Consider the following 23,658-nt stretch of genomic DNA (forward strand, 5'->3'; position numbering starts at 1 on the left):
GCACCGATAGCTCGCACGACTCAGCACAAAGTGCGCTCTCGAGGGACCGAGCGCACGGGCCGAGCGCACGAAGCCGCTCGAGGCGCGATACCACCCGCGCGACGTACGCGACCCTACGCCGCGTACGACCCCACGAGGCGCACTGCGCCGCCCTGCACGCCCTTGGCACCCTGCTCGAAGCCGGCGAGATCGCGGGAGGATGCGGAGATCGAACCCGCGACCCACACGTCGAGCCCTTCGGCGGTGAGCGCGGCGGCGACATGCTGCGCCGACGCTGCGTCGACCACGGCGAACATGCCGATGCCGAGGTTCCAGGCGCCCTCGACCGACTCGAGCGAGTGCCCGCCGAGGTCGGCGAGATGCCGGAAGACGGGAAGCGGCGACCATGCACCGCGATCCAACTCGGTCCACATGCCGACGGGCAGCACCCGGGCGAGGTTCGCCGCGATGCCTCCGCCGGTCACGTGGGAGAGGGCGTGGATCGCACCGTCGAGCGCTGGGTCCTCGAGCACGCGCAGCAGCGGCGAGGTGTAGAGCGCTGTCGGCACGAGCAGCGCCTCGCCGTAGCTCGAGCCGAGGTCGGCGCTCGCATCCGTGTACGCGACGCCCTTCGACGCGAGAATGTGGCGCACGAGCGAGAACCCGTTCGAGTGCAGTCCGGAGGCGCCGAGGGCGAGGATCACGTCGCCGTCGGCGACGCGCTCCGGCCCGAGCACGCGATCGGCCTCGACCACGCCGACCGCGGCGCCGGCGACATCGTAGTCGTCCGGTCCGAGCAGCCCGGGGTGCTCCGCGGTCTCACCGCCGACGAGCGCAGTGCCGGTGGCCTCGCAGGCCTCGGCGATCCCGCGCACGATGTCGGCGATGCGCTGCGGCACGACCTTGCCGCAGGCGATGTAGTCGGTCATCGCGAGCGGCTTGGCGCCCACCACGACGATGTCGTCGACGATCATGGCGACGAGGTCCTGCCCGATGGTGTCGTGGATGTCCATGGCCTGGGCGATGGCGACCTTCGTGCCCACCCCGTCGGTCGCGCTCGCGAGCAGCGGGCGACGGTACTCCTTCAAGGCAGAGGCATCGAACAGCCCGGCGAATCCGCCGACGCCCCCGATCACCTCGGGCCCGTGGGTGCGCGTCACCGCGGACTTCATCAGCTCGACGGCCAGGTCGCCGGCAGCGGTATCGACTCCGGACTGGGCATAGATCGACGCGTTTTCGCTCACCCGACCAGCGTACCTTGCGGTGCAGCGCACGGCGATTGGTCGCGCCGATCGATCGTCCGGCTGCGTGTGGGAGACTAGGCGGTGCGTCACCTCGACTCGACGCACCACCCACTTCGCAGGGAGCATTCACTACAGCATGTGCGGCATCGTCGGTATCGTTTCGCCCGAACCCGTCAACCAGCAGATCTACGACAGCCTCCTGCTGCTGCAGCACCGCGGGCAGGATTCGACGGGCATCGCCACGCTCGACGGCGATTTCTTCCATATGGTGAAGGCCAAGGGCCAGGTGCGCGAGGCCTACCGCACCCGCGATATGCGCAGCCTCACGGGCAACGTCGGTCTCGGCCACGTGCGTTACGCGACGCGCGGTTCGGCGGCTGCCGAGGATGAGGCGCAGCCGTTCTACGTCGGCGCCCCCTACGGCATCATCTTCGTGCACAACGGCAACCTCACGAACACCCGCGAGCTCACGGCTGATCTCTACAACGTGGACCGCCGTCACCTCAATACGCACTCCGACACCGAGCTGCTGCTCAACGTGCTGGCGAATGAGCTGCAGTCGACGATCAGCGGGCTCTCGCTCGACGCCGAGCAGGTCTTCGCGGCCGTCTCGCGCGTGCACGAGCGCGTCGAGGGCTCGTACGCGGCGATCGCGCTCATCGCGGGGTACGGGCTCCTCGCGTTCCGCGACCCGTTCGGCATCCGTCCGCTCGTGCTCGGGCGCCGTACCGGCGCGAACGGCAGCGACGAGTGGGTCGTCGCCTCTGAGTCGCTGGTGCTCGAATCGGGCGGCTACGAGCGCGTGCGCGATGTCGAACCGGGAGAGGCGATCCTCATCTCCCCGGACGGCACCATGAAGTCGCAGCAGTGCGCCACCCAGACGAAGCTCGTTCCCTGCGCTTTCGAGTACATCTACCTCGCCCGCCCAGACTCCGTGCTCAGCGGCATCTCGGTGTACGAGGCGCGCCTGCGCCTGGGCGACGTGCTCGCCGAGCAGGTGCAGGCTGAACTGCCGGGCGTCGAGATCGATGTCGTCATGCCGATCCCCGACTCCGGCCGACCGAGTGCGATGCAGCTCGCGCAGCGGCTGGGCGTTCCCTATCGCGAGGGCTTCTTCAAGAACCACTACATCGGCCGCACGTTCATCATGCCCGGTCAGGCGGTGCGCAAGCGCAGCGTGCGTCAGAAGCTCAATGCCATGAGTTCGGAGTTCGCCGGCAAGAATGTGCTGCTCGTCGACGACTCGATCGTGCGCGGCACCACGTCGCGCGAGATCGTCGAGATGGCTCGCGCCGCTGGCGCCAAGTCGGTCATCTTCGCTTCGGCGGCGCCCCCCGTGATCTTCCCGCACGTCTACGGCATCAACATGCCTTCTCGCAACGAGCTGATCGCTCACGGTCGCACGCCCGCCGAGATCGCCGCCGAGCTGAACGCCGATCACCTCGTCTACATGAGCGTCGAGGGCATGAATCGGGCCATTCTCGCGGGGCAGGACCGCGTGACCGAGCTCGAGCAGAGCTGCTTCACCGGCGAGTACATCACGGGCAGCGTCGACGAGGAGTACCTCGCCTGGGTCGAGGCGACGCAGGAGAGCTGAGGATCCGCAGACCTCGGCCCGCTCCCGCATCATGGCGTTCACCGCGTTCGAGCAGTACGTCGCGCACGCATTCGGTTCTGCCGACCGCGTGCGCTCGGTCGTGCCGGAAGAGCAGAACAGTGATTACGAATCGGGGCTCGCCGTCATCGATGACGAGCGCTGGCACATTCGTACTGCGCGGAACACCCCGAAGAAGCCAGGCGCGTTCGTCGCCGTCTGGTCGCGAGACGCGGCTGGCAACACGGTTCCGCTGCCGATGGACGACCCGGCGCGCGGCCTGCTCGTCTTCGTCGCCGATGGGGAGCGCCGCGGCGTCTTCCGCTTCACTGCAGAGCATCTGCGCGGGCTCGGCGTGACGGCGACGGCGCGCCGCCCCGGCAAGCGCGGCTTCCGCGTGTACCCCGCGTGGTGCCGGGATTTGAACGAGCGCGCGACCGCGAGCCAGGCGGCGCAGGCGTCGGCGTTCACGGAACTCCCCGCGATGTGACGGAGCGGCGCGTCCCGCACACATGAAGCACCCCCTGTTCGCGATCGCGGGCAGGGGGTGCTTCGTGCTTCAGCGAGCGTTCAGCGCTTCGGTTCTTCCGGGTCCACGGGGCTCTGCGGCACGGCCGGCGGCGCCTGCGGAGTCACGGGCTGCTCGGGATCGTGAGCGGGGCTCTGCGGGACCGCGGGGGAAGCGGCCGGCTCAGCGGTGCCGGCCGGGTTTGCGGGGCTCTGCGGCACGGCGGGCGCGGCCGGCGGCGTTGCCTGGCGCTCCCGATCGACCGGGCTCTTCGGCACGGCCGGCGATGTCGGTTCTGCGGGAGCAGCGTCGCCCGCTGCGCCGTCGCGATCCGAGCTGACTTCCTTGCGGAGGATCTTCATCGACTGCCCGAGGCTCTTCGCCAGCGCGGGAAGCTTCGGTGCACCGAACAGCAGCAGCACGATGAAGAGGATGACGATCAACGTCGGTCCCGAGAGATTACCGATCATGGAAAACAGGCTCCGATCGTTGCGGCGAGACGCTTACGAGGCGTCCGTCTTGGTGTTGGAGGGCTGCGCCTCCACTGGCGTTTCAGCGTCGCCGCCGACCTCCTTGCGGAGGATCTTCATGGACTGGCCGAGGCTCCGAGCGAGCGCCGGAAGCTTCGGAGCGCCAAACATCAGGAGGATGATGAAGAGGATGGCAATGAGGTGCACGCCTGTGAGGTTTCCGAGCATGGCTGAGTCTCCGAATCGTAGTTGAGTGGATTATCGCACGTCGGACTGAATGGCGATACCGGTGCCTCGCTGACGCCGCACTGCGAGGCCGAGCAGCAGGGCGAAGACCCCACCCAGACAGGCTCCGATCGCGGCGCCGATGAGCGCCATGAACCCGACGACCTGGCCGAGCGTGTACTCGGCGCCCTCTTCGATCGGGAAGAACAGGCACGCGATCATGGCGACGACCGCGCCGGCGATGATGCCGCCGATCACGATGCGACCGACGCGCACCGAGCGCTCGAGCGTCACCTCCCGCTCCGTGACCTCGACGACGGGCTCCCGCTCGCCGGGATCGCTGCTCAGCGGCGCGTCGGAGGATTGCGGTGCGGGCGCGCTCCCCGCTGGTGCAGCGTCGGCTGGCTCCTGCTCGGGGAGACCCGTCGGAAGATCGGACTGACTCATACCTCTAGTGTCGCAGCTTCGACTGGGTGCTCGCGCACGAGCGGGAGCAGGCCGACGAGCGCCGCCCGCGATCCCGATGCGACCACCCGTGCATCGCCGACCGCGGTGCTCCAGTCGAGTTCCCCGCACGCGAGCGCGATCCACGTCCGCGCGTCGGTCTCGATGACGTTCGGCGGGGTGCCGCGGGTGTGCCGCGGGCCGCTCACGCACTGCGTCGCCCCGTAGGGCGGCACGCGCACCTCGACGGTGTTCCCCGGCGCACGCTCGGCGAGCTCCTCGAGGAGGTAGCGCACGGCGGTCGCCACCTCGCTGCGCGCCGTGCTGCCCGCCCGCACTGCGGCGAGCGCCGCGCGCCCGTCATCGATGGAAATCCTCCGCTTGGCCACGGGTCAAGCCTATCCGCGCTTCGGTAGTCTGGACGGCGTGAAGATCCTCGTCCTGGGCCCGGGTGCCCGCGAACACGCCATCGTCCTCGCTCTCCTCGCCGAGGGCGCCGATCACGAGATCGTCTGCGCGCCCGGGAACGCCGGCATCTCTGCGAGCGATGTCGAAACCCCGGAGCTGGAGTACAGCGATCCCCGGGCCGTCGCCTCCTTCGTGCAGGATCGCGGATTCGATCTCGTGGTGATCGGCCCTGAGGCGCCGCTCGTCGCCGGAGTGGCGGATCCGCTGCGCGCCGCAGGGGTTCCGGTATTCGGGCCCGACCGGGCCGCTGCGCAGCTCGAAGGCTCGAAGGCGTTCGCCAAGCGGGTGATGGATGAGGCGCAGGTGCCAACGGGCCGTGCGTCGCGCGTGACGTCGACCGTGGAGGCCGGGGCGGTGCTCGACGAGTACGGCGCTCCGTACGTGGTGAAGGCCGACGGGCTCGCCGCTGGCAAGGGCGTGCTCGTGACCGAGGACCGGGATGCAGCACTGGCGCATGTCGAGACCTGGGCGCCCCACGGAGAGGTGCTCATCGAGGAGTTCCTCGACGGGCAGGAGGTGTCGCTCTTCTTCTTCGCCGACGGCCACGACGTGCTGCCGCTCAGCCCGGCGCAGGACTACAAGCGCATCTTCGATGGTGACGCGGGGCCGAACACGGGCGGTATGGGCGCCTACTCTCCGCTCCCCTGGGTCGCAGATGACTTCGTCGCGGAGATCACTCGGACGGTCGCACTGCCGACCGTCCGACAGCTCGAGTCCGAGGGAACCCCGTTCGTCGGGCTGCTGTACTGCGGGCTCATCGTCACGCAGCAGGGTGTGCGGGTGATCGAGTTCAACGCGCGCTTCGGCGACCCGGAGACCCAGGTCGTGCTCGCCCGACTCGAGTCGCCGCTCAGCCGGTATCTGCTGGCAGCTGCGAACGGTGCGCTGGCTGCTGAGCCGGAGCCGGTGTTCTCTCCCGACCCAGCGGTCATCGTCGTCGTCGCGAGCGAGGGGTACCCGGGCGACGTGGTGACCGGTCGCTCGATCACCGGCATCGAAGAGGCTGCAGCTCTCGAGGGCGTGCACGTCGTGCACGCGGCGACCGCGCGAACCGATGACGGCGGGTGGATCGCGACGGGTGGACGGGTGCTCGGCGTCGTCGCGCGCGGCGCGGACTTCGCCGAGGCCCGCGATCGGGCGTACGCGGGCGTTTCGCGAATCGCCCTCGCAGGTGGTCAGTCGCGCACGGACATCGCGGCCCGCGTGGTCTGACGTCGGCGATCGGCGGCGCTCCGCATCCTGGGCCCACGCCCGAGACCGGCGCCGCCGCACGTGCGAGCACGAACGGGCCCGGATCGTCGATCTCGGGCCCGTTCGGCGAGCCGCGTCAGTTGCCGCGGATCAGCGTGTCGAAGTCGGGCTCGTCGGGCCGCTCAGCGCGGCGCTGCTCCGCCGTTGCGTCTCCCTCGTTCGCGGGGATCTCCCCCGCATCGCCGACGGACTCCCCGGGCTGGGCCAGCGCGGCGTCGAGCTGCGCGCGGTCGATCTGAATCGTCTCGTCGAGATCGAGTGGCGCGCCGGATGCTGCGTCGTCTGCTCCAGCGACCACGGCCACTGGGCCGGTCTCGAGCTCGGGGTGGTCGCCCACCGTCGGCTCGGCTTCGAGCTCGATCTCGTCGGCGGCGTCCACCTGATCGACGGGCTCGGCAGCCTCATCGATCTCACCGACGACCTCGGGCTCGACGACCTCGAGCTCGCCCGCACCGGCTGCGGGCGTCCCCCGCTCACCGAATGCACCGGCCGCCTGGGCGGCTTCGAGCGCCGTCACCAGATCGTTCAGCAGCACCTGCCACCCCTCCTGGGAGGCTGCCGCCCGCTCGCTCGCCGCAGGCAGCGCGTCGAACCCCGTCTCGGTCACCGTGATGCCCGTGTCGACCCCCTGCGTGCGCAGGGTGATGAGCACGGCGGTGTCTCGCTCGTCGCCTGCTTCGCGCCAGGTGAAGCCGACGGCGTGGCCCTCGACCCAGACGTCGACGGTGCCGGAGGCGTCGCGGCTGACAGCGGCGTCGCCCTCGCCCTCGGACCACCGCTCGGCGACGGTGCCACCCACATGAGGCTCGAGCTGCAGCTCGGGCCACCACTCCGAGCGGCGATGCTGCTCTGCGAGAAACGTCCAGGCAGCAGCTCGCGCGACGCCCACTCGACTTCGCGCCACCACGGGCCCCAGCGGGATCATAGTTCTCCTCATCTCGCTCGCGCCGGTCATTCCGACCGGCAACCGGAAGCTCAGCGCACGCGCGAGTTTCCGTCTCTCTACAGAGCGTAACCGCACCCCCTGACATCCAGGTTCCAATCGGGTGCCTGTCGTGGTATTGCTGCGGAAATGGGGGGCGTGGGCAGGCATCCTGCCATCCCGCGCCTCACGACACCATGAGCCGTGCGCGCAGTGCGAGAATGAACGGGTGACCCTTCTTCCCGCCCCCACGCAGCTCGCCGGTTGGCGCCACATCTATTCCGGCAAGGTTCGCGACCTGTACACCCCCGCAGACGGCTCGGATGCGCACCTCCTCGTCGTCGCGAGCAACCGCGTGAGCGCGTTCGACCACGTTCTCGAGCCGCCGATCCCCGGGAAGGGGGCCTTGCTCACGGCGCTGTCGAACTGGTGGTTCGCGCGCATCGATCTCCCGAACCATCTCGTCGCCGAAGAATCCGACGCCCCGGCGGTGCCGGCGGAAGTCGCCGACCGCGCGATGCTCACCCGCAGGCTCGAGATGTACCCGATCGAGTGCGTCGTGCGCGGAGCTCTCACCGGGTCGGGGTTCGCCGAGTACCAGCGCACCGGAGCGGTGTGCGGCATCGAACTGCCCAGCGGCCTCGACGACGGCGATCTGCTCGACCGCCCGATCTTCACACCCGCCTACAAGGCGCCGCTCGGGGAGCACGACGAGAACATCACGTTCGAGCGCAGCGTCGAGCTCGTCGGGCCGGAGGCCGCGGCCGCCCTGCGCGATGCCTCGCTGCAGATCTTCACCGCAGCACGCGATCTCGCTGCCGGGCGCGGCGTGGTGCTCGCCGATACGAAGTTCGAGTTCGGCCGCGATCCGCTCACGGGGTCACTCGTGCTCGCCGATGAAGTACTCACCAGCGACTCGTCGCGGTACTGGGACGCCTCGGCGTATCACGACGCGGCGCGTTCCCGGCAGGATCGCCTCGCCTCGTTCGACAAGCAGATCGTGCGCAACTGGCTGTCGGAGCACTGGGACCAGACAGGCGCGCCACCCGCACTGCCCGATGAGATCGTCGCGGAGACCTATGACCGCTACCGCGAACTGTACGTGCGGCTCACCGGCGGCGAACCCCCCTTCGCGCCCGTCGCGGTCTGAGCAGATCGGGGCCCTGCGCCTCGTGCCGCCTTCCGCGCGGGGCTGAGCGTGATCCGTGCGAGAATATGCAGTAGCTTCACCACGAGAAATGGAGATCCCGGGTGCCCACGATTGTCGTTGATGTCATGCCCAAGGCCGAGCTGCTCGACCCGCAGGGTAAGGCCACCACGGGGGCGCTCGCTCGTCTCGGCCACGAGAAGTTCGAGAACGTGCGCATCGGAAAGCGGTTCGAGTTCCAGGTCGCCGGCGAGGTGACCGACGCCGTGCTCGCCGAGGTGCGCCAGGTCGCAGACGACATCCTGTCGAACGGGGTGATCGAAGACGTCGTCGCGATCAGCGTCGACGGCGTGCAGGTCTCCGCCGACGCACCCGCCGCCGACGCGCTCGCGGGCGAGGCTCGCTGATGCCGCGGATCGGGGTCGTCACCTTCCCCGGTTCCCTCGACGACCGTGACGCGCAGCGCGCGATCCGCCGCGCCGACGGCGAACCCGTCGCGCTCTGGCACGCCGATCACGATCTGCAGGATGTCGAGGCGATCGTGCTTCCGGGCGGCTTCAGCTACGGCGATTACCTGCGCCCCGGCGCGATCGCCGCGGTCTCGCCGATCATGACCGAGGTCGTCGCCGCCGCGAACCGCGGCCTCCCCGTGCTCGGAATCTGCAACGGCTTCCAGGTGCTCGTCGAGTCGCACCTGCTGCCCGGGGGGCTCATTCGCAACGCCCACCAGCAGTTCATCCGCCGCGATCAGAAGCTGATCGTGGAGAACGCGGATACGGCGTGGACGCATCGCTTCCAGCCGGGCGAGGAGATCGTCATCCCGTTGAAGAACGGCGACGGCGGGTACATCGCGAACGACGAGACGCTCAAGTACCTCGAGGGCGAAGGTCTCGTCGCCTTCCGCTACGCGGGCGTGAACCCCAACGGGTCGCTCAACGACATCGCCGGGCTCTCGAACGAGCGGGGCAACGTGGTCGGCCTCATGCCGCACCCCGAGCACGCCGTCGAAGCGGGTTTCGGGCCGGATACGCCGGAAGCGATGCGATCCGGCATCGATGGTCTGCGCTTCTTCGAGAGCGCCGTCGAAGCGCTGGTGGCTCGCGCGGCCTGAGCGCGACTCGGCCTCACCCCGCGATGGGGGTCGAGATCCGGGCTATCGCTGCCCTCGCGGTGCCCCGAGAACGACCCCGATCGGGCCGTTCGACGGCGACTCGTCCGAGTGGCCGACGTCGAGGCCGTACGACAGGATGCGCAACGGGCCGATCTCGCGTTCGATGGTGAACTCGCGCTCAGGAATCTGCACGAATCCGAGGCGCTCGTAGAGGCGCTGGGCCGCGACCATCTGCTCGCCGGTGTGCAGCACGACCCGGTCGAGCCCTCGCGTCCGGGCCAGACCCGCTGCATGCCGCATGATGGCTCTGCCGACGCCTCGCCCGCGAGCCGCTGGCGAGACGCCGAGCAGACGCACGTCGAACTCGTTCTCCTCGGTGTCTTCGATCAGCCGCTCGCCCGGGAGGGGGACCGTGATCGAGCCGAGCAGCTCACCGCTCGCACGGTCGACGGCGACGAGCACCTCGGAGATCTGGTCGCGCCCGGCGACGTCCTCGATTTCAGCGAGGTATTCGTCGTTCAGCGTGTAGTCGCCCTCGTAGGCCGCCCGCACCATCGCGCCCACCGAGGCGTACTCGTCGGGGCTCACGCGCCGGATCGTGATCGTTTCTTGCACCCCGGAAGCCTACTCCTCTCCACGAGGTGCGCGCACGGCGCCGGTCGCGCCGGACGAGCACGGCTCAGCGCACGGCTGGGTCCAGGGCTGGGCGCCAGCCCTGCGCAAGGCTCAGCGCGCGTCTGCTCCCGAGGCTCCGGCTGCTGCGCGCGCCGCGTCGGGGAGAGCCTCGATGATGCGGGCGAGAGCGACGTCATCATGCGCCGCGGTCACGAACCACGCCTCGAACGCGCTCGGCGGCAGGTTCACCCCGCGCTCGAGCATCGCGTGGAAGAACGCACGATGCGCGCCGACGTGCTGGCGCTGCACCTCGGCGTAACCGCGCGGCGCCGACGGGAAGTCGCCGAAGAGCACGCTGAACAGGGTGCCTGCGCGTTGGACGCGATGCGGCACCCCAGCCTCCTCGAGAGCCGCGGTCACGGCTCCGGTGAGCACGTCCGCGGCGTGCGAGAGCCGAGCGTAGGCGTCGGCGTCGGCATGGCGGAGCGTGGTGAGGCCGGCCGCGACGGCCAGAGGATTGCCCGAGAGCGTGCCCGCCTGATACACCGGTCCGAGCGGCGCGAGCAGCTCCATGAGGTCGGCGCGCCCTCCGAGCGCGGCGAGGGGAAGCCCGCCGCCGACGACTTTGCCGAAGGTCAGGAGGTCGGGTGCGACGCCGGCGGCGACGCGATCCTGCTCGATGCCCCAGAACCCCGATGGTCCGGCGCGGAACCCGGTGAGCACTTCGTCGAGGATCACCAGTGCGCCGTGGGCGTGCGCGAGCCGGATCATCGCCTCGGTGAACCCCGGCATCGGCGGCAGTACGCCCATATTGGCTGCGGCGGACTCGGCGATGATCGCAGCGATGCGATCCCCGTGCTCGGCGAAAGCCGCCTCGAGCGCGGCCAAATCGTTGTAGGGCAGCACGAGCGTCTGCCCGGCGGTCTCGGCTGTGACGCCGGCCGACCCCGGCATCGCGAGAGTCGCGAGCCCGGAGCCCGCCTCCGCGAGCAGTCCGTCGGAGTGCCCGTGGTAGTGCCCGGCGAATTTGATGATGAGCGGACGCTGGGTGGCACCGCGGGCGATGCGGATCGCCGTCATCGTCGCCTCGGTTCCCGTCGAGACGAGGCGCACGCGCTCGATCACGGGCATCCGGGAGATGATCTCTTCCGCGAGCTCGGCCTCCTGAGGAACCGAAGCACCGAACCCGAGGCCGCGTGCGGCAGCCTGCTGCACGGCGTCGACGACCGCGGGGTGCGCGTGCCCGAGAAGCGCCGGCCCCCAGGAGGCCACGAGGTCGACGTACTCGTTGCCGTCCACATCGGTGACGTAGGGGCCAGAGCCGGATACGACGAATCGCGGCGTGCCCCCGACCGACCCGTAGGCGCGCACCGGCGAGTTCACCCCGCCGGGAATCACGCGAGCGGCACGCTCGGAGAGGGCGGCGCTGCCGGAGGCATCTGGGTGGGGAATCAGGTGTGCGTTCATGGGTTCCATCCTGCGATTCGGGTGCGGTGGGGCGAGCTCAGCATCGGCGGGCGAGCTCGGGAGACTCGGGCGAAGGCCAGCGGGCGGTGTCAGATGCGACGAGCGAGCTCGGTGGCGAAGTACGTGAGCACCGTGTCGGCGCCGGCGCGCTTGATGCTCACCACCGCCTCCTCGATGGCGCGCTCGCGATCGATCCAGCCGTTCGCCGCGGCCGCCTCGATCATCGCAGCCTCCCCCGACACTTGGTAGGCCCACACGGGCACCGGGCTCACGGCCGCGACGTCGGCGAGCACGTCGAGGTAGCTCATTGCGGGCTTCACCATGACGATGTCAGCGCCCTCTGCGAGATCGAGCTCGGCCTCGCGCAGCCCCTCGCGGCGGTTGGCGGGATCCTGCTGGTAGGTGCGCCGGTCGCCCACGAGCTGCGAGTCGACCGCTTCGCGGAACGGTCCGTAGAAGGCGGACGCGTACTTGGCGGAGTAGGCGAGGATCGCCGTGTCAGAGAAGCCGTTCGCGTCGAGGGCGTCGCGGACGGAGGCGACCTGCCCGTCCATCATGCCCGAGAGCCCGAGCAGAGCCGACCCGGCGGCCGCCTGAGCGAGCGCCATGTCCCGGTAGCGCTCGAGCGTCGCGTCGTTGTCGACGACGATCTGATCGCTGTCGCTCGATGTGACGCGCAGCACCCCGCAGTGGCCGTGGTCGGTGAACTCGTCCAGGCAGAGGTCGGTCTGCACGACGAGGGCGTCGCCCACTTCTTCGGCGACTGCGCGCGTCGCGACGTTCAGAATGCCATCGGGGTCGTCGGCCGCGCTGCCGACCGCGTCGCGCACCTCTGGCACGCCGAACAGCATGACTCCACCGACCCCGGCCTCCGCCGCGTCGGCAACGGCTCGGCGCAGGGAGTCGAGAGTGTGCTGGTGGACCCCGGGCATCGAGGAGATGGCCTGCGGCTCGGCGATGCCCTCGCGGACGAAGAGCGGCAGTACCAGGTCAGCGGCATGGAGACGGGTTTCTGCGGTGAGACGGCGCATCGCTCGGCTGGTGCGGAGCCGGCGGGGGCGAACGGTGGGGATCATGCTGGGCTACCTCCGGAGGTACTCGGGAACGATGTGAGCGCGACGCGATCGAGCAGATTCGAGACGGTGTGCGGTTCGGCGACGATATCGGCGACCAGTCCGTGCTCCGCGAGCGCGCGCGCTGATGGGGCGCCGATCGCTGCGAGGCGCACGCCCGGGGGCAGCGGGGCGAAGCGCCGGGCGACCTCGTGCGCTCCCGACCCGCTGAGCACGAGGATCACGTCGATCTCACCTCTGGCGACGTGCTCCTCGATCGCGGTATCCCGGGGGGCTGGCAGCGTGCGATAGGCCGTCACGCGATCGACGCGGTGGCCCGCGCCCTGGAGCGCCGTCTCCAACGTCCGATCGGCGAGCTTCGAGACGGGGAGGAGGAACCGCAGGGAGCCGTCGAGCGGGAGTTCGAGCAGCGCGGCTGCGAGACCGACGGCCGAGTAGTCGGCAGGAGGCACGAGATCGGGGTCGAGGCCGTGCGCCCGGAGCGCGTCAGCCGTGGCCGGGCCAACGGCCGCGATGCGGGCCGACGACGCGGCAGGGGTGTCGCTCTGCAGGGCACGGGCCCCCGCGGCAGCGAATGCGTCGGCAGCGTTCGCGCTCGTCATCAGCAGCCAGTCGTAGTCGCCGCGATTCCATGCGGCCGCGGCATCGCGGAGCGGACCGGAGTCTGCAGGGGGTGCGATGTCGGTGAGCGGGGCGAGCAGCGGCTCCCCGCCCAGGCCCCGCACCTCTGCAGCGTCGCGCTCACCCGCGGCGCCGCCGCGCGTGATGAGCACCCGGACGCCGGCGAGCCCGGCGCGGTCGGCGTCGGTCATGCACGGCCCCCGAGCGGCGCGAGATCGGCCGCTCCTGCCGCGAGCAACTCGGCCGCGACCCGACGCCCGAGTTCGGCCGGCACCTCAGGCACCGGCACCCCGGAGTCCGGCGCGGTCGTGCTCCACGGAAGCGAGGCCTCGGCGGTCAACTGCTCCGATCCGTCGACGCGATACACGACAGCGCGCAGCCGCAGCTCGTCGCCCGTCACTTCGGCGCACGCCCCGATCGGTGCGGCGCAGCCGGCCTCGAGCGTTGCGAGCAAGGACCGCTCGGCGAGCGCCGTCGCCCGGGCCTCGGCGTCGTCGACAGCCGAGAGGGCAGCGATGTACGGCTCGGTCGTCGCGTCGGCCGCGCGCACCTCGATCGCCAGCGCACCTTGTCCGGGGGCTGCCGGAACGTCGGTGAGGGGGAACCGTTCGGTGATGGCGGCGGCGCGGCCGAGGCGATCGAGTCCCGCTGCTGCCAGCACGACGGCGTCGAGGTCGACCCCCACGCGGCCGAGTCGGGTGTCGACGTTGCCGCGCAGGTCGTGCACGTCGATGTCGGAGCGGCGGGCGCGGATCTGCGCGGCGCGGCGCGGCGAACCGGTGCCGACCCGCGCGCCGACCGGCAGGTCGGCGAGGGTGAGACCGTCGCGCGCGCACAGGGCGTCGCGCGCATCGGCGCGAACGGGAACGGCGCCGAGCGAGATGCCCGCGCACGCCCCGGTCGGAAGGTCTTTGAGCGAGTGCACGGCGAGGTCGCACTCACCGGCGAGGAGGGCGTCTCGGAGCGCGCTCACGAAGACGCCGGTGCCGCCGAGCTGCGAGAGCGGTGCGCGCGTGACATCGCCGTGCGTCGTGATGATCACCAGGGCGACATCGAGGCCGGTCGCGGTCGCCATCTGCTCGGCGACCATCGTGGTCTGCGACACGGCGAGAGCACTTCCCCGCGTTCCGACGCGCAGCAGCCCGGGAGCGGGCGCGAGCGGCGCGTCTGACCGGAAGACTCGGCCGGACGGGGAGGGAAGCGATGCGTTCATTTCAGAGGTCTTTCGATTCGATTCGTCAGTGGGAGGCGGCGAGGGCGGCGGCTGCCGCGGTGCGGGCCCCCTGCACGATCGCCGCGAGGCCGGTGCCGCTGACCCAGTCACCGGCGAGCGTCACGCCGGCGGGAGCGGTGAACGGGCGAGCGTCGCGCGATCCCGGGGGGCGGCCCATGCGCCACGTGCACCGCACGAGGTCGACGACGGTGTCGGCTCGGAGATCGACGCCGAGAATGCGTGAGGCGTCGTACCGGGCGATCCCACGCACCTCCGCATCATCGAGCCCGACGGTCTCCGGTGCCGAGCCGGCCCGGCCGTACGAGAGGCGTACGATGTGACGGCCGGGTCCTGCTTCGCGCGCACGCTCGGGCCACTTCGCGGTGACGTGCGTGAGCGCCTTCGCGAGGATCGGAGCCGCTCCGCTCTCACGGCGCGCGCCGGCCCCGACGGCGTCCCGCGCGACGAGCGCACCGGTGCCGCGCGGCGCACGGTCGAGCCTCGGATCATCGATGGCCAGCGCGACGACTTCGATGCGGTCGGTCGCCTGACCTGCGGCACCCGTCTCGCCGACGAGCCGTCGAGCCACGTTCTCCGGCACCGCGAGCACGACACGGTCGGCCGCTGCGAGCACGGCATCGTCATCGCCGAGCACGAGCCACGTGCCGGCGCCCGCTGCAGCGGTCTTGCGCGCCTCGATCCTCCGCGCCTTCGTTCCTCGGAGCACGGCGACGCCGCGACGCCGCACGTCGGCTTCGAGCCCGTCGATCAGCTGCGTCATCCCGCCGCGCAGGCCCGCGACCGCTCCGCCCGCCGCTGCCTGGCCGTCTCGCAGATCACGAGCGGCGGCGATGAGCGTTCCCCGCTTCGCGTAGGCCGCGGCGAGCCCCGGCACGGTGGCCACCCCGAGGCGCTCAGGGTCGGCCGAGTACACGCCGAGCGCAACGGGCCGTACGAGGCGATGCAGGGCGCGTGATCCGAGCCGCGCGCGCACGAGCTCGGCGAGCGATCCGGCCTCGCTCCCGACGCTTCGGGGCAGCAGCGGCTCCACAGCGGCCCGCAGTGCGCCCGGCATCCCCAGCGCGCGAACGGTGGCGCGGGAGAGCGGCTGGGCGGGGATCCCGAGGGTCCCGGCGGCCGGCAGCGGGATTGACCGCGCACCGTCGATCACCCAGGAGCCGAGCGGCGCGGGCCGCACGACCTGGTCGGACAGGCCGAGTTCGTCGATCAGCTCGGCCACGGTGCCTCCGCGGGTCGCGAACGACTCGGCGCCGATGTCGATCGTCGTTCCGGCGAGCGCGGCGCCCCGGATGCGGCCGCCGAGCCGCTCGGAGCCTTCGATCACGACCACGTCGGCGCCCGCGACGGCGAGCTCGCGCGCCGCAGTCAAGCCGGAGACGCCACCGCCGACGACGGCGATGCGCGGTCGGGGAGAGTCAGGCTCCATGGGCGAACGAGACGATGCGGGTGAGCACATCGGGGTCGGTCTCCGGCGGAACCCCGTGACCGAGATTCAGCACGTGAGCGGGCGCACTGCGGCCCCGGCGCAGCACATCGGAGACGTGGGCTTCGAGCACGTCGGTCGCAGCACCGAGATACGCGGGATCGATATTGCCCTGCAACGGGAAAGCGCCGCCGAGCCTGCGGTTCGCCTCGTCGAGCGGCGTGCGCCAGTCGACGCCGAGCGCGTCCACGCCGACCTCGACCAGCTCTTCGAGCAGGTGGCCGGAACCGACGGCGAAGTGGATGATCGGGACGGCGCGCGCCGCGGCCGCGTACCCCTCACCCGCTGCGTAACCGAGCCGGCGCACGGGCTCGAGCGTGCGCCGAGAGGCGGGGGCGACCCGATCGCGGTAGTCGGCAGGCGACAGCGATCCGGCCCACGAATCGAACAGCTGCACGGCGCTCGCGCCCGCCTCGACCTGCGCTTCGAGGAACACGCCGCAGAGGTCGGCGACCCAGTCGAGCAACGACGCCCAGGTCTCGGGGTCGGCGTGCATGAGGGTGCGGGCCCGCAGGTGGTCGCGCGAGGGACCGCCTTCGACGAGGTACGCGGCCAGGGTGAACGGTGCGCCCGTGAAGCCGATGAGCGGTGTGCTGCCGAGCGCCTCGGCGGTCAGACGCACCGCGTCGCGCACCGGGTCGAGCGCCGCCCGCAGCCGCTCGGGGGTGAACTCCTCGCGCACCCGTGCGACGTCAGCCGCGGAGCGCACCGGATTCGCGAACACGGGCCCTCGGCCGGCGACGAGATCGACGTCCACCCCGACCAGCTTCATCGGCACGACGATGTCGCTGAAGAACACCGCGGCGTCGACGCCGTGCCGACGCACGGGCTGCAGCGTGATCTCGCTGGCCAGCTCAGGGGTGAGGCACGCATCGAGCATGCGGTGGTCGGCGCGGATGGCGCGGTACTCGGGCAGCGAGCGACCGGCCTGGCGCATGAACCAGACCGGCGTAGACTCGGGTCGGTCGCCCCTCAGGGCTCGGATCAATGGCGCGTCGCCCGTTCGGCCGTCGACGAGCGGGTGCGAAGCTGGGAGGAAGTTCATCGGTCGAGATGCTAGCTTATAGATCTGATGTGTCACATCTGATGTGTTCAGATTCGAGCGAAATGCCGCGCGAAACAACCACGAATCCCTGATCAGAAAACGTATCGATTATCTATGCTGCTGTGCCTCTCCTTCGATCACCGCGGGTGCTCCTTCCCTCTGCTGGAGCGCCTCACTGCGCGCACCCCGGAGATCGCCGAGGCGCTGACCGCGTCGAATGACCTCGACGGCGTCGTGGTGCTGTCGACCTGCAACCGCTTCGAGGTGTACGCGCAGGCCGGGCGGGACACGAGCGAGGCGATGGTCGAACTGATCTCGCAGGTCGCCGGCGTGCCGGTGTCATCGCTCTCCATGGCGGTCGATGTCGAGTTGGATCACCGCGCCGCCGAGCATCTCTTCGCCGTTGCGTCCGGTCTCAAATCAGCGGTCGTCGGCGAGGAGGAGATCGCCGGGCAGGTGCGCCGCGCCCACGTCGACGCTCGCGAGCGCGGCACGGTGACGCACCACCTCGAACGCCTCTTCCAGACGGCCACGCGCACGTCGCGCACCGTCAAGCACCGCACGGAGATCCACTCCCAGGGGCGCTCGCTCGTGCGTCTCGCCCTCCGGCTCGCGGAGAGCCGGGTGCCCGTCTGGCAGGACGCCCGCGTGCTGCTCATCGGCACGGGCGCGTACGCCGGCGCGACGATCGCGGCGCTGCGATCACGGGGCGCCGAACGCATCAGCGTGCACTCCCCCTCCGGCCGGGCGGCAGCGTACGCCGAGCGCCACGACCTCACCCCCGTCGATCCCGCGGAGCTGCGCAGCGCGCTCGACGCCGCTGATGTGATCATCGCGTGCAGCCGAACCGAGGAGCCACTGCTCACCGAGGCCGATTTCGCGCCCCGGGGACCGGGCGCGACGGCGACGACTGGGATCTCGAGGCCGGTCTCGCCGCGCCTCCTCATCGACCTCGGCATGCCTCGCAATATCGACCCGGCCGTCACCCGCATCGACGGCATCGAACTGCTCGATCTCGAAACTGTCGCACGGCACGCTCCGGTGACCGAGCTCGGCACCGAGCACGAGGCTCTCGAGATCGTCCACGATGCTGCGGTCGAGTTCGGCGCATCTCAGGCGGAGCGCGACACCCTGCCGGTACTGCTCGCGCTGCGCGGCCATGTGAACGCGATCTTGGAAGACGAGTTGTGCCGCGCCCGTCGCGCCGGAGACGACGAGGATGATGCGACTGCCGCCGATGTCGAGGCGGCGCTGCGGCGCCTCACCGGCCGTCTGCTGCACGCCCCCACCAAGCGCATCCGGTCGCTCGGCCGGGAGGGGCGAGCATCGGAGGCTTCCGAAGCGCTCTCCGCGCTCTTCGGTCTGGAGTCTGCCGAACGCTCCTGACCGCGCTGGGCGGGGCGCGCGCGCTCTCGCGTCGGGTCGCGTCCGGGACGTCACGCCCAGCGTCCGAGCTCTACGGGCGGTAGTACACCGCGATACGCCCCCCGCCGTGCTCGACGACCTCGACGGGAGTGTCGAAGACGCGCTGCAGCACCTCCGGGGTGAAGATCTCGTCGGGCGTACCGGACGCGACCACGCGGCCCTCGGCGAGCGCCACGATCCGATCGGCGTACGCCGCGGCGAAGTTGACATCGTGGATGACGAGCACGACGGTCTTGCCCAGCGCATCGGCCGCGGCTCGCACCTGCGCCATCATCGAGACGGCGTGGCGCATGTCGAGCCCCGTGAGCGGCTCGTCGAGCAGCACGTAGTCCGTGTCCTGGGCGAGCACCATCGCGACGAACGCCCGCTGTCGCTGCCCGCCGGAGAGCTCGTCGATGAAGCGATGCTCCATGGCCGTGAGATCGAGAAATTCGATGGCGGAGGCGATGGCGTGCGCGTCGGCCTCGGTGAGTCGTCCCGCGGAGTGCGGGAAGCGCCCGAAGGTGACGAGTTGCCGCACGGTGAGGCGCGACATGAAATGGTTCTCCTGGCGCAGAATCGACACCGCGCGCGCGAGTTCGCGCGGCTTCGCAGCGCGCACGTCGAGGTCGCCGATCGTCACCCTGCCGGAGTCGGCGTCGAGCAGTCGCCCGATGATCGTGAGCATGGTCGACTTCCCGGCCCCGTTCGGTCCGATCAGCGCCGTGACTCCGCCGCGTTCGATGGTGAGATCGATGGGGCCGAGCACGCGGTGCCCGGCGTAGTGCTTCTCGACCCCCGTGAGGGCGATCATGCGCGGTCTCCTCTCGGTCGGCGAACAGTGGGACGGCTCATCATCTGAGCCCCTTTCTCAACAGGATCGCGAGGAACAGGAGACCGCCGGCGAACTCGATGATCACGGTCACCAGCCCCGCGGCGGCGAACACGTGCTTCAGCACGAAGGTGGCGCCCAGCAGCGTGACGAGCGCCACACCGATGGCGAGCGGGAGCGTTTCGGCATGCCGATCCTCCCGGGTGAACTGGTACGCGATCGTCGCCACGAGGAACCCGAAGAACGTCATCGGCCCCACCATCGTCGCCGATATCGATATCAGCACCGCGACGGTCACGAGGATCAGCACGACCTCCTTGCGGTACGCGACCCCGAGCCCGGTCGCCACATCGCGGCCGAGCGCGACGACGTCGAGGAGGCGGCGCCTCCGCCAGATGATCACCAGCAGCACGGCGACGATTGCGCCGGCGATCGGAAGGTAATCGGGGTTTCCCTTGCCGATGCTGCCGAAGAGGCGCGCGCTGAGCACGTCGAATTCACTGGGAGTCAGCAGGCGCTGCATAAACGTCGACAGTGAGCCGAATCCGATGCCGAGCACCACGCCGACGAGCAGCAGCAGGTGGAGGTTCGCCCGCTTCCCCGAGAACAACCACCCGTAGAGCACCGTCGCGAACGCGATCATGAGGAGGCTCTGCGCGATGATCTTCGGGATCCCCTCCATGCCGACCGCCGCCATGCCGAAGACGAACATGAGCGCCGTCTGCGACAGCACGTACAGCGCGTCGAACCCGAGGATCGAGGGGGTGAGGATCCGATTCGCCGTCGCCGTGTGGAAGAGCACGGTCGCGACCGCCTGGCACACCGAGACGAGCGCGATGGTTCCGAGCGACGTGAGCCGGGAGCGCACGATGATCCAGAACCCGTCCGATCCGAGGGCCGCCGGATTGCCGTAGACCAGGATCGCGATGGCGAGCGCGGCTGCCGTCGCACCGACCAGGAGCACCGCGCGGTGCTCGGCGACCCATGCGCGCCGCGAACCGCTGCCGCGCGGCAACCCTGCGAGCCGCTGCTCCCCCACCACGCTACGCATTGCGCTGCCTCAGCAGAATCGTGATGAAGGCCGCCGATCCGACGATGCCGAGCACCATGGAGACGGGCACCTCGAACGGCATGCGCACGGTGCGCCCGATCACATCGCATACGGTCACGAGTGCGATGCCGCCGAGGCACACCCATGGCAGGTTGCTGCGCACGTGATCGCCGCGGATCATGGCGACGACGTTGGGCACCACGAGGCCGAGGAACGGCAGGAACCCGACGACCACCGTCGTCACGCCCGCCGCCACCGCGACGAGCGCCGTGCCGGCGACCAGCACCACTTCATAGCGCACGCCGACGCTCGTCGCGACATCTTTGCCGAGGCCGGCGACGGTGATGCGGTCGGCGAGGACGAAGACCAGCAGCGTGACGATGGCGACGATCCAGAGCACCTCATACCGTCCGCGCACCACCGCCGTGAAACTGCCCATGAACCAGGTGCCGATCATCTGCAGGAGGTTGAACTGCGCAGCGAGGAATGTCGTCAGCGCGCTCACCACGGCGCCGAGCATGATCCCGATCAGCGGCACCACCAGCGTCGTGCGAATGACGATGCGACGCAGGATCGCCATGAAGACGAGCGTGCCGACGAACGCCGAGAGGCTGGCGATCACCATCCGGCCGACGAGGCCAACCTGGGGCGCGATCAGCACCGTGAGCAGGAGTCCGAGCGCCGCCCATTCGGTGGTGCCGGAGGTCGTCGCGTCGACGAAGCGGTTCTGCGTGAGCATCTGCATCACGAGACCGCTGGTCGCCAGAGCCGCACCAGCCAGCACCAGCGCCAGGGTGCGCGGCACTCGGGTGATCCAGAACATCTCGCCGCCGCGTTCACCGCCCGCGATGTCGTACGCCCCGATGAGCAGCGACGCGACGAGCAGGCCCGTGACGACGAGGATCGCGAGGACCAGCGCGAGGGAGCCCTTCCAGCGCGAACGGCGAGCGGGGCCCGCACCATCGGTGCGGGCCCCGTCCCTGGCTGCTGGCGCAGCCTGCTGCGTCAGGCTCATGCGCCCGCGAACGCCTCCTGCAGCTGTTCGTACAGCTCGGTGTACGCCTGGATGTCTTCCGTCAGGTAGAAGTCGGAGTCGAGGTACACGATCTGATCCTGCTCGACGGCCGTCACACCCTGCAGCGCTTCAGAGCCGGCGATCAGCTCATCCGCCGGCACAGCTCCCGGTTCTGGTTCGGCGAATGACGCATCGCGATCCAGCACGACGATCCAGTCGGGGTTCGCCGCTGCGATCGCCTCGACGCTGATGTCGTCGCCGTGCGACGTGTCCTCCGCCTGCTGCTCGATCGCTGGCTTCAGGCCGAGAGCCGAGAACACGGGCCCCACGCTGCGGCCGGTGACGGGAGCGGCGAACTCGATCTTTCCCCCCGAGGTGATGAGCCCGATCACGGAGTCGGTGCCGTTGTAGGCCTGCTTCGCATCGGCGATCGACTGGTCGAGCTCGGACGTGATCTCTGCGGCCTCGTCCTCTCGATCGAAGATCTGCCCGAGAATCTCGGTCTCGCGCTTGAGCTCCTCCATCGGGTCCTCACCGTCGCGAGGTGCGATCTCGATGACGGCTGCGTCGGGATTCTGCTCGACGATCGTGTCGTACGACTCGGAGAAGCGGTAGCCGCCGATGATGAGGTCGGGCTGAGCGGCGACGATGGCTTCGAGGTCGGGCTCGCGATGCGTCCCGACGTCTGCCACCTCGGCGTCGTCCGTGTAGTCGGGCCACGCGGTGCCCATGATGCCCTTCGGAGCCGCGACCAGTGGAACGTCCCACTCATCGAGGGTCTCGAACACGTGGTTGTCGAGCGCGACGACGCGCTCGGGGTTCACGGGGACCTCGACCTCGCCGTGGTTGTCGGTGATGGTCACCGTGGTCTCGGCCGGCGCGGCCTGCTCCTCGTTCGCCTCCGCGCCGGGGGCGCACGCCGACAGCGTGAACGCAGCGGTCAGGGCAAGGGCTGCGAAGCTCGCGCCGCGCAACATCTGGGTGGACACGATGGCTGCTCTTTTCGTCTCGGGTCTCATCGATCTGCGCCGACGACTGCATCGGATCGCAGCGGCCGCGCACGTTCTCGCGGCCCCGAGTTAGCCTAGCCAACGTTTCATCTGATGTTCAAGCCGAAGGGGTTCGCCTCAGCCGATCAGATCGGCATCGCCCCCGGTCAGACGGGTGTTATGGATTTCAATTCTTGAGCCTCGGAGGGAGCCAAGCGAGTGCATCCCGTGCATGACAGACCACTGCTCCCTGTGCAGTAGGCACTCGATCTCATCGAAGCCCACTGCCCAGGGAGCAGTGAAGAACGGCCCGGAATGAACTCCGGATTGCCGCAGGCCCTGTCTCGCGGGCGGTTACCTCGCCTGGGGCGGACGAGGCGCGCCCGGCACCGAGAAGTCGGGCTGGCCGTCGGGCCCGGCCGGAATCGGGCGGCCGTCGGCGAAGGTCGGCCAGGGCAGCAGCTCGGATTGGCCGCTCGGCTGCGCCTGGGGCTGCTGCTGCAGCTGCAGCTGCAGCTGGGACTGCTGCTGCAACTGATGCTGCTGCTGCAACTGATGCTGCTGCTGCATCTGGGCTTGCTGCTGCGCCTGCTGCGCCTGGGAGTTCTGCTGCTGCGCTCGCTGCTGCTGCGCGCGCCCGTGGGGCTGCTGCGCGATGTACGGCGCCGGCGCGCCCTGGCGCATGCTGCCGCGAGCGGCTCGAGCCGCATCACGCTCATCCGCGCCGAAGAACCAGCGGAGCAGCAGGGTGATCGACAGGCCGAGCGCGGTCAGGATCAGGATCGCGGTCGCGATCTTCCAATACATATCCGGCACGTTGAGCTCGAATGCCTCGATGCCGACCGGCGCGGTGAACAGAATGCCCGAGAGCACCGCGAGCACGCTCGTCACGAAGGCGAACCGCGTGATCGTCTCGGAGCGCTCGGCTCCGACCCGCAGCAGAAGCTGCGCGCAGAGAATGACCAGTCGCGTGACGAGAATCACGAAGAACGACTTCCAGAAGATCTCCCAGAGCAAGGAGTACGGGTTGTAAGGCGTCATCCAGATGACGATCATCAGCAGGCCGAGGATGTAGGCGTTCGCGATGAGGGCGACCGGCGCGTACCACTCGGACTTCTGCTCCCGCCGCGTGTCGAGCGCCGTGAAGATGACGAACACCGCGAACAGCGCGAACGTCGAGAAGACGCGCTCGAATTTGCCCTCGAAGTCACCGATGAACAGCAACGAGATCGAGGCGATGGTCAGACCGGCGAGCAGAATGATGCTGACCTTCAAGAAGGTCGAGAGCTTGCGCTGCTGATTCGCCGCCCCGGAGGCCGGGCCCGCCGTGGGCCGTGCGGCCTGGCGCGACGCCTGGCGCGCTCCGTCCGGCGTGTACGACGGGGCCTGCGCATGATCGCTCGGCTGCGGAACGGGCGTCTGGCCTGCTGCGTGAGTATTCGGATCGCTCATGGCGTTCAGTCTCC

25 protein-coding genes are annotated in these 23,658 nt (G+C 69.9%); 7 read left to right on the forward strand and 18 right to left on the reverse strand.

The features are described 5' to 3' along the window. Positions 1–113: 113 nt before the first annotated feature. Entirely contained in the window at positions 114–1,223 is a 1,110-nt protein-coding gene (purM, locus tag WFH23_RS04725) for a phosphoribosylformylglycinamidine cyclo-ligase (protein ID WP_090151985.1), read from the reverse strand. 136 nt (positions 1,224–1,359) lie between these two features. On the opposite strand from purM, the gene purF reads away from it, so the two are divergent. Continuing rightward, a complete protein-coding gene (gene purF / locus WFH23_RS04730) occupies positions 1,360–2,820 on the forward strand; it encodes an amidophosphoribosyltransferase (protein WP_336661746.1) in 1,461 nt (486 codons plus the stop codon). 31 nt (positions 2,821–2,851) lie between these two features. Further along, a complete protein-coding gene (locus tag WFH23_RS04735; RefSeq protein WP_336661747.1) occupies positions 2,852–3,307 on the forward strand; it encodes a MepB family protein in 456 nt (151 codons plus the stop codon). Between the two features lie 80 nt (positions 3,308–3,387). On the opposite strand, the gene WFH23_RS14100 is transcribed toward WFH23_RS04735, so the two are convergent. From WFH23_RS14100 to WFH23_RS04755, 4 genes are read right to left on the reverse strand one after another with little or no spacing between them, the layout of a single operon-like run. Next, the gene (locus WFH23_RS14100; protein ID WP_442918689.1) at positions 3,388–3,795 is read right to left on the reverse strand and encodes a Sec-independent protein translocase subunit TatA/TatB; all 408 of its coding nucleotides are present in this window, start codon (positions 3,793–3,795) and stop codon (positions 3,388–3,390) included. Positions 3,796–3,828: 33 nt separating this feature from the next. Then, positions 3,829–4,023, reverse strand: a complete 195-nt coding sequence (locus tag WFH23_RS04745) for a twin-arginine translocase TatA/TatE family subunit (protein ID WP_090151888.1) — start codon at positions 4,021–4,023, stop codon at positions 3,829–3,831. 30 nt (positions 4,024–4,053) lie between these two features. Next, positions 4,054–4,467 carry a hypothetical protein gene (locus tag WFH23_RS04750; protein WP_336661748.1) on the reverse strand — a complete coding sequence of 138 codons (414 nt, stop codon included), beginning with the start codon at positions 4,465–4,467 and terminating at the stop codon, positions 4,054–4,056. Next, the gene (locus WFH23_RS04755; protein ID WP_336661749.1) at positions 4,464–4,853 is read right to left on the reverse strand and encodes a sterol carrier family protein; all 390 of its coding nucleotides are present in this window, start codon (positions 4,851–4,853) and stop codon (positions 4,464–4,466) included. Before WFH23_RS04755 ends, WFH23_RS04750 begins: the two co-directional genes overlap by 4 nt. A gap of 37 nt (positions 4,854–4,890) precedes the next feature. On the opposite strand from WFH23_RS04755, the gene purD reads away from it, so the two are divergent. After that, on the forward strand, positions 4,891–6,144 hold the full coding sequence (purD, locus tag WFH23_RS04760) for a phosphoribosylamine--glycine ligase (RefSeq protein ID WP_336661750.1): 1,254 nt from the start codon (positions 4,891–4,893) through the stop codon (positions 6,142–6,144). Between the two features lie 115 nt (positions 6,145–6,259). Here purD and WFH23_RS04765 read toward each other — a convergent pair whose 3' ends face one another. Further along, complete coding sequence (locus WFH23_RS04765) at positions 6,260–7,108, reverse strand: SRPBCC family protein (protein WP_336661751.1); 849 nt, start codon at positions 7,106–7,108, stop codon at positions 6,260–6,262. Between the two features lie 226 nt (positions 7,109–7,334). On the opposite strand from WFH23_RS04765, the gene WFH23_RS04770 reads away from it, so the two are divergent. From WFH23_RS04770 to purQ, 3 genes are all read left to right on the forward strand, one after another. Continuing rightward, on the forward strand, positions 7,335–8,255 hold the full coding sequence (locus WFH23_RS04770; protein WP_336661752.1) for a phosphoribosylaminoimidazolesuccinocarboxamide synthase: 921 nt from the start codon (positions 7,335–7,337) through the stop codon (positions 8,253–8,255). A gap of 101 nt (positions 8,256–8,356) precedes the next feature. After that, positions 8,357–8,659 (forward strand): phosphoribosylformylglycinamidine synthase subunit PurS, encoded by a 303-nt coding sequence (purS, locus tag WFH23_RS04775; protein ID WP_211649101.1) that lies wholly within the window; start codon positions 8,357–8,359, stop codon positions 8,657–8,659. After that, positions 8,656–9,363, forward strand: coding sequence for a phosphoribosylformylglycinamidine synthase subunit PurQ (gene purQ, locus WFH23_RS04780; protein ID WP_090151905.1), 708 nt, complete (start codon positions 8,656–8,658; stop codon positions 9,361–9,363). The genes purS and purQ overlap by 4 nt, the downstream gene beginning before the upstream one ends. A gap of 42 nt (positions 9,364–9,405) precedes the next feature. Here purQ and WFH23_RS04785 read toward each other — a convergent pair whose 3' ends face one another. The 7 genes from WFH23_RS04785 to hemE all read right to left on the reverse strand — a co-directional run bounded on the left by WFH23_RS04785 (position 9,406) and on the right by hemE (position 16,901). Then, positions 9,406–9,978 carry a GNAT family N-acetyltransferase gene (locus WFH23_RS04785; RefSeq protein WP_090151909.1) on the reverse strand — a complete coding sequence of 191 codons (573 nt, stop codon included), beginning with the start codon at positions 9,976–9,978 and terminating at the stop codon, positions 9,406–9,408. Between the two features lie 111 nt (positions 9,979–10,089). After that, positions 10,090–11,445, reverse strand: a complete 1,356-nt coding sequence (locus WFH23_RS04790; RefSeq protein WP_336661753.1) for a glutamate-1-semialdehyde 2,1-aminomutase — start codon at positions 11,443–11,445, stop codon at positions 10,090–10,092. A gap of 89 nt (positions 11,446–11,534) precedes the next feature. After that, entirely contained in the window at positions 11,535–12,521 is a 987-nt protein-coding gene (hemB, locus tag WFH23_RS04795; RefSeq protein WP_200332357.1) for a porphobilinogen synthase, read from the reverse strand. Beyond that, entirely contained in the window at positions 12,518–13,330 is an 813-nt protein-coding gene (locus WFH23_RS04800) for a uroporphyrinogen-III synthase (RefSeq protein ID WP_336661754.1), read from the reverse strand. Before WFH23_RS04800 ends, hemB begins: the two co-directional genes overlap by 4 nt. Continuing rightward, on the reverse strand, positions 13,327–14,352 hold the full coding sequence (gene hemC, locus WFH23_RS04805) for a hydroxymethylbilane synthase (RefSeq protein WP_090151921.1): 1,026 nt from the start codon (positions 14,350–14,352) through the stop codon (positions 13,327–13,329). The genes WFH23_RS04800 and hemC overlap by 4 nt, the downstream gene beginning before the upstream one ends. Before the next feature lie 25 nt (positions 14,353–14,377). Next, complete coding sequence (gene hemG, locus WFH23_RS04810) at positions 14,378–15,799, reverse strand: protoporphyrinogen oxidase (protein ID WP_336661755.1); 1,422 nt, start codon at positions 15,797–15,799, stop codon at positions 14,378–14,380. Beyond that, complete coding sequence (gene hemE / locus WFH23_RS04815; RefSeq protein ID WP_336661756.1) at positions 15,789–16,901, reverse strand: uroporphyrinogen decarboxylase; 1,113 nt, start codon at positions 16,899–16,901, stop codon at positions 15,789–15,791. Before hemE ends, hemG begins: the two co-directional genes overlap by 11 nt. A gap of 114 nt (positions 16,902–17,015) precedes the next feature. Between hemE and WFH23_RS04820 the strand changes: the two genes are divergently transcribed. After that, positions 17,016–18,287, forward strand: coding sequence for a glutamyl-tRNA reductase (locus WFH23_RS04820; RefSeq protein ID WP_336661757.1), 1,272 nt, complete (start codon positions 17,016–17,018; stop codon positions 18,285–18,287). A 70-nt stretch (positions 18,288–18,357) separates the two neighbouring features. On the opposite strand, the gene WFH23_RS04825 is transcribed toward WFH23_RS04820, so the two are convergent. The 5 genes from WFH23_RS04825 to WFH23_RS04845 form a co-directional block, all read right to left on the reverse strand. Next, a complete protein-coding gene (locus WFH23_RS04825; protein WP_090151932.1) occupies positions 18,358–19,119 on the reverse strand; it encodes an ATP-binding cassette domain-containing protein in 762 nt (253 codons plus the stop codon). A 40-nt stretch (positions 19,120–19,159) separates the two neighbouring features. Continuing rightward, positions 19,160–20,188: an iron chelate uptake ABC transporter family permease subunit gene (locus WFH23_RS04830; RefSeq protein ID WP_336661758.1), complete on the reverse strand. Its 1,029-nt coding sequence runs from the start codon at positions 20,186–20,188 to the stop codon at positions 19,160–19,162. Beyond that, positions 20,181–21,203 (reverse strand): ABC transporter permease, encoded by a 1,023-nt coding sequence (locus tag WFH23_RS04835; protein ID WP_336661759.1) that lies wholly within the window; start codon positions 21,201–21,203, stop codon positions 20,181–20,183. The genes WFH23_RS04830 and WFH23_RS04835 overlap by 8 nt, the downstream gene beginning before the upstream one ends. Next, positions 21,200–22,180 (reverse strand): siderophore ABC transporter substrate-binding protein, encoded by a 981-nt coding sequence (locus WFH23_RS04840; protein WP_234037594.1) that lies wholly within the window; start codon positions 22,178–22,180, stop codon positions 21,200–21,202. Before WFH23_RS04840 ends, WFH23_RS04835 begins: the two co-directional genes overlap by 4 nt. 366 nt (positions 22,181–22,546) lie before the next feature. Next, positions 22,547–23,644 (reverse strand): hypothetical protein, encoded by a 1,098-nt coding sequence (locus WFH23_RS04845; RefSeq protein WP_336661760.1) that lies wholly within the window; start codon positions 23,642–23,644, stop codon positions 22,547–22,549. Positions 23,645–23,658: the final 14 nt, after the last annotated feature.

Origin of the sequence: Leucobacter sp. USHLN154, from assembly GCF_037145595.1 — a bacterium.
Classification (GTDB): Bacteria; Actinomycetota; Actinomycetes; order Actinomycetales; family Microbacteriaceae; genus Leucobacter; species Leucobacter alluvii.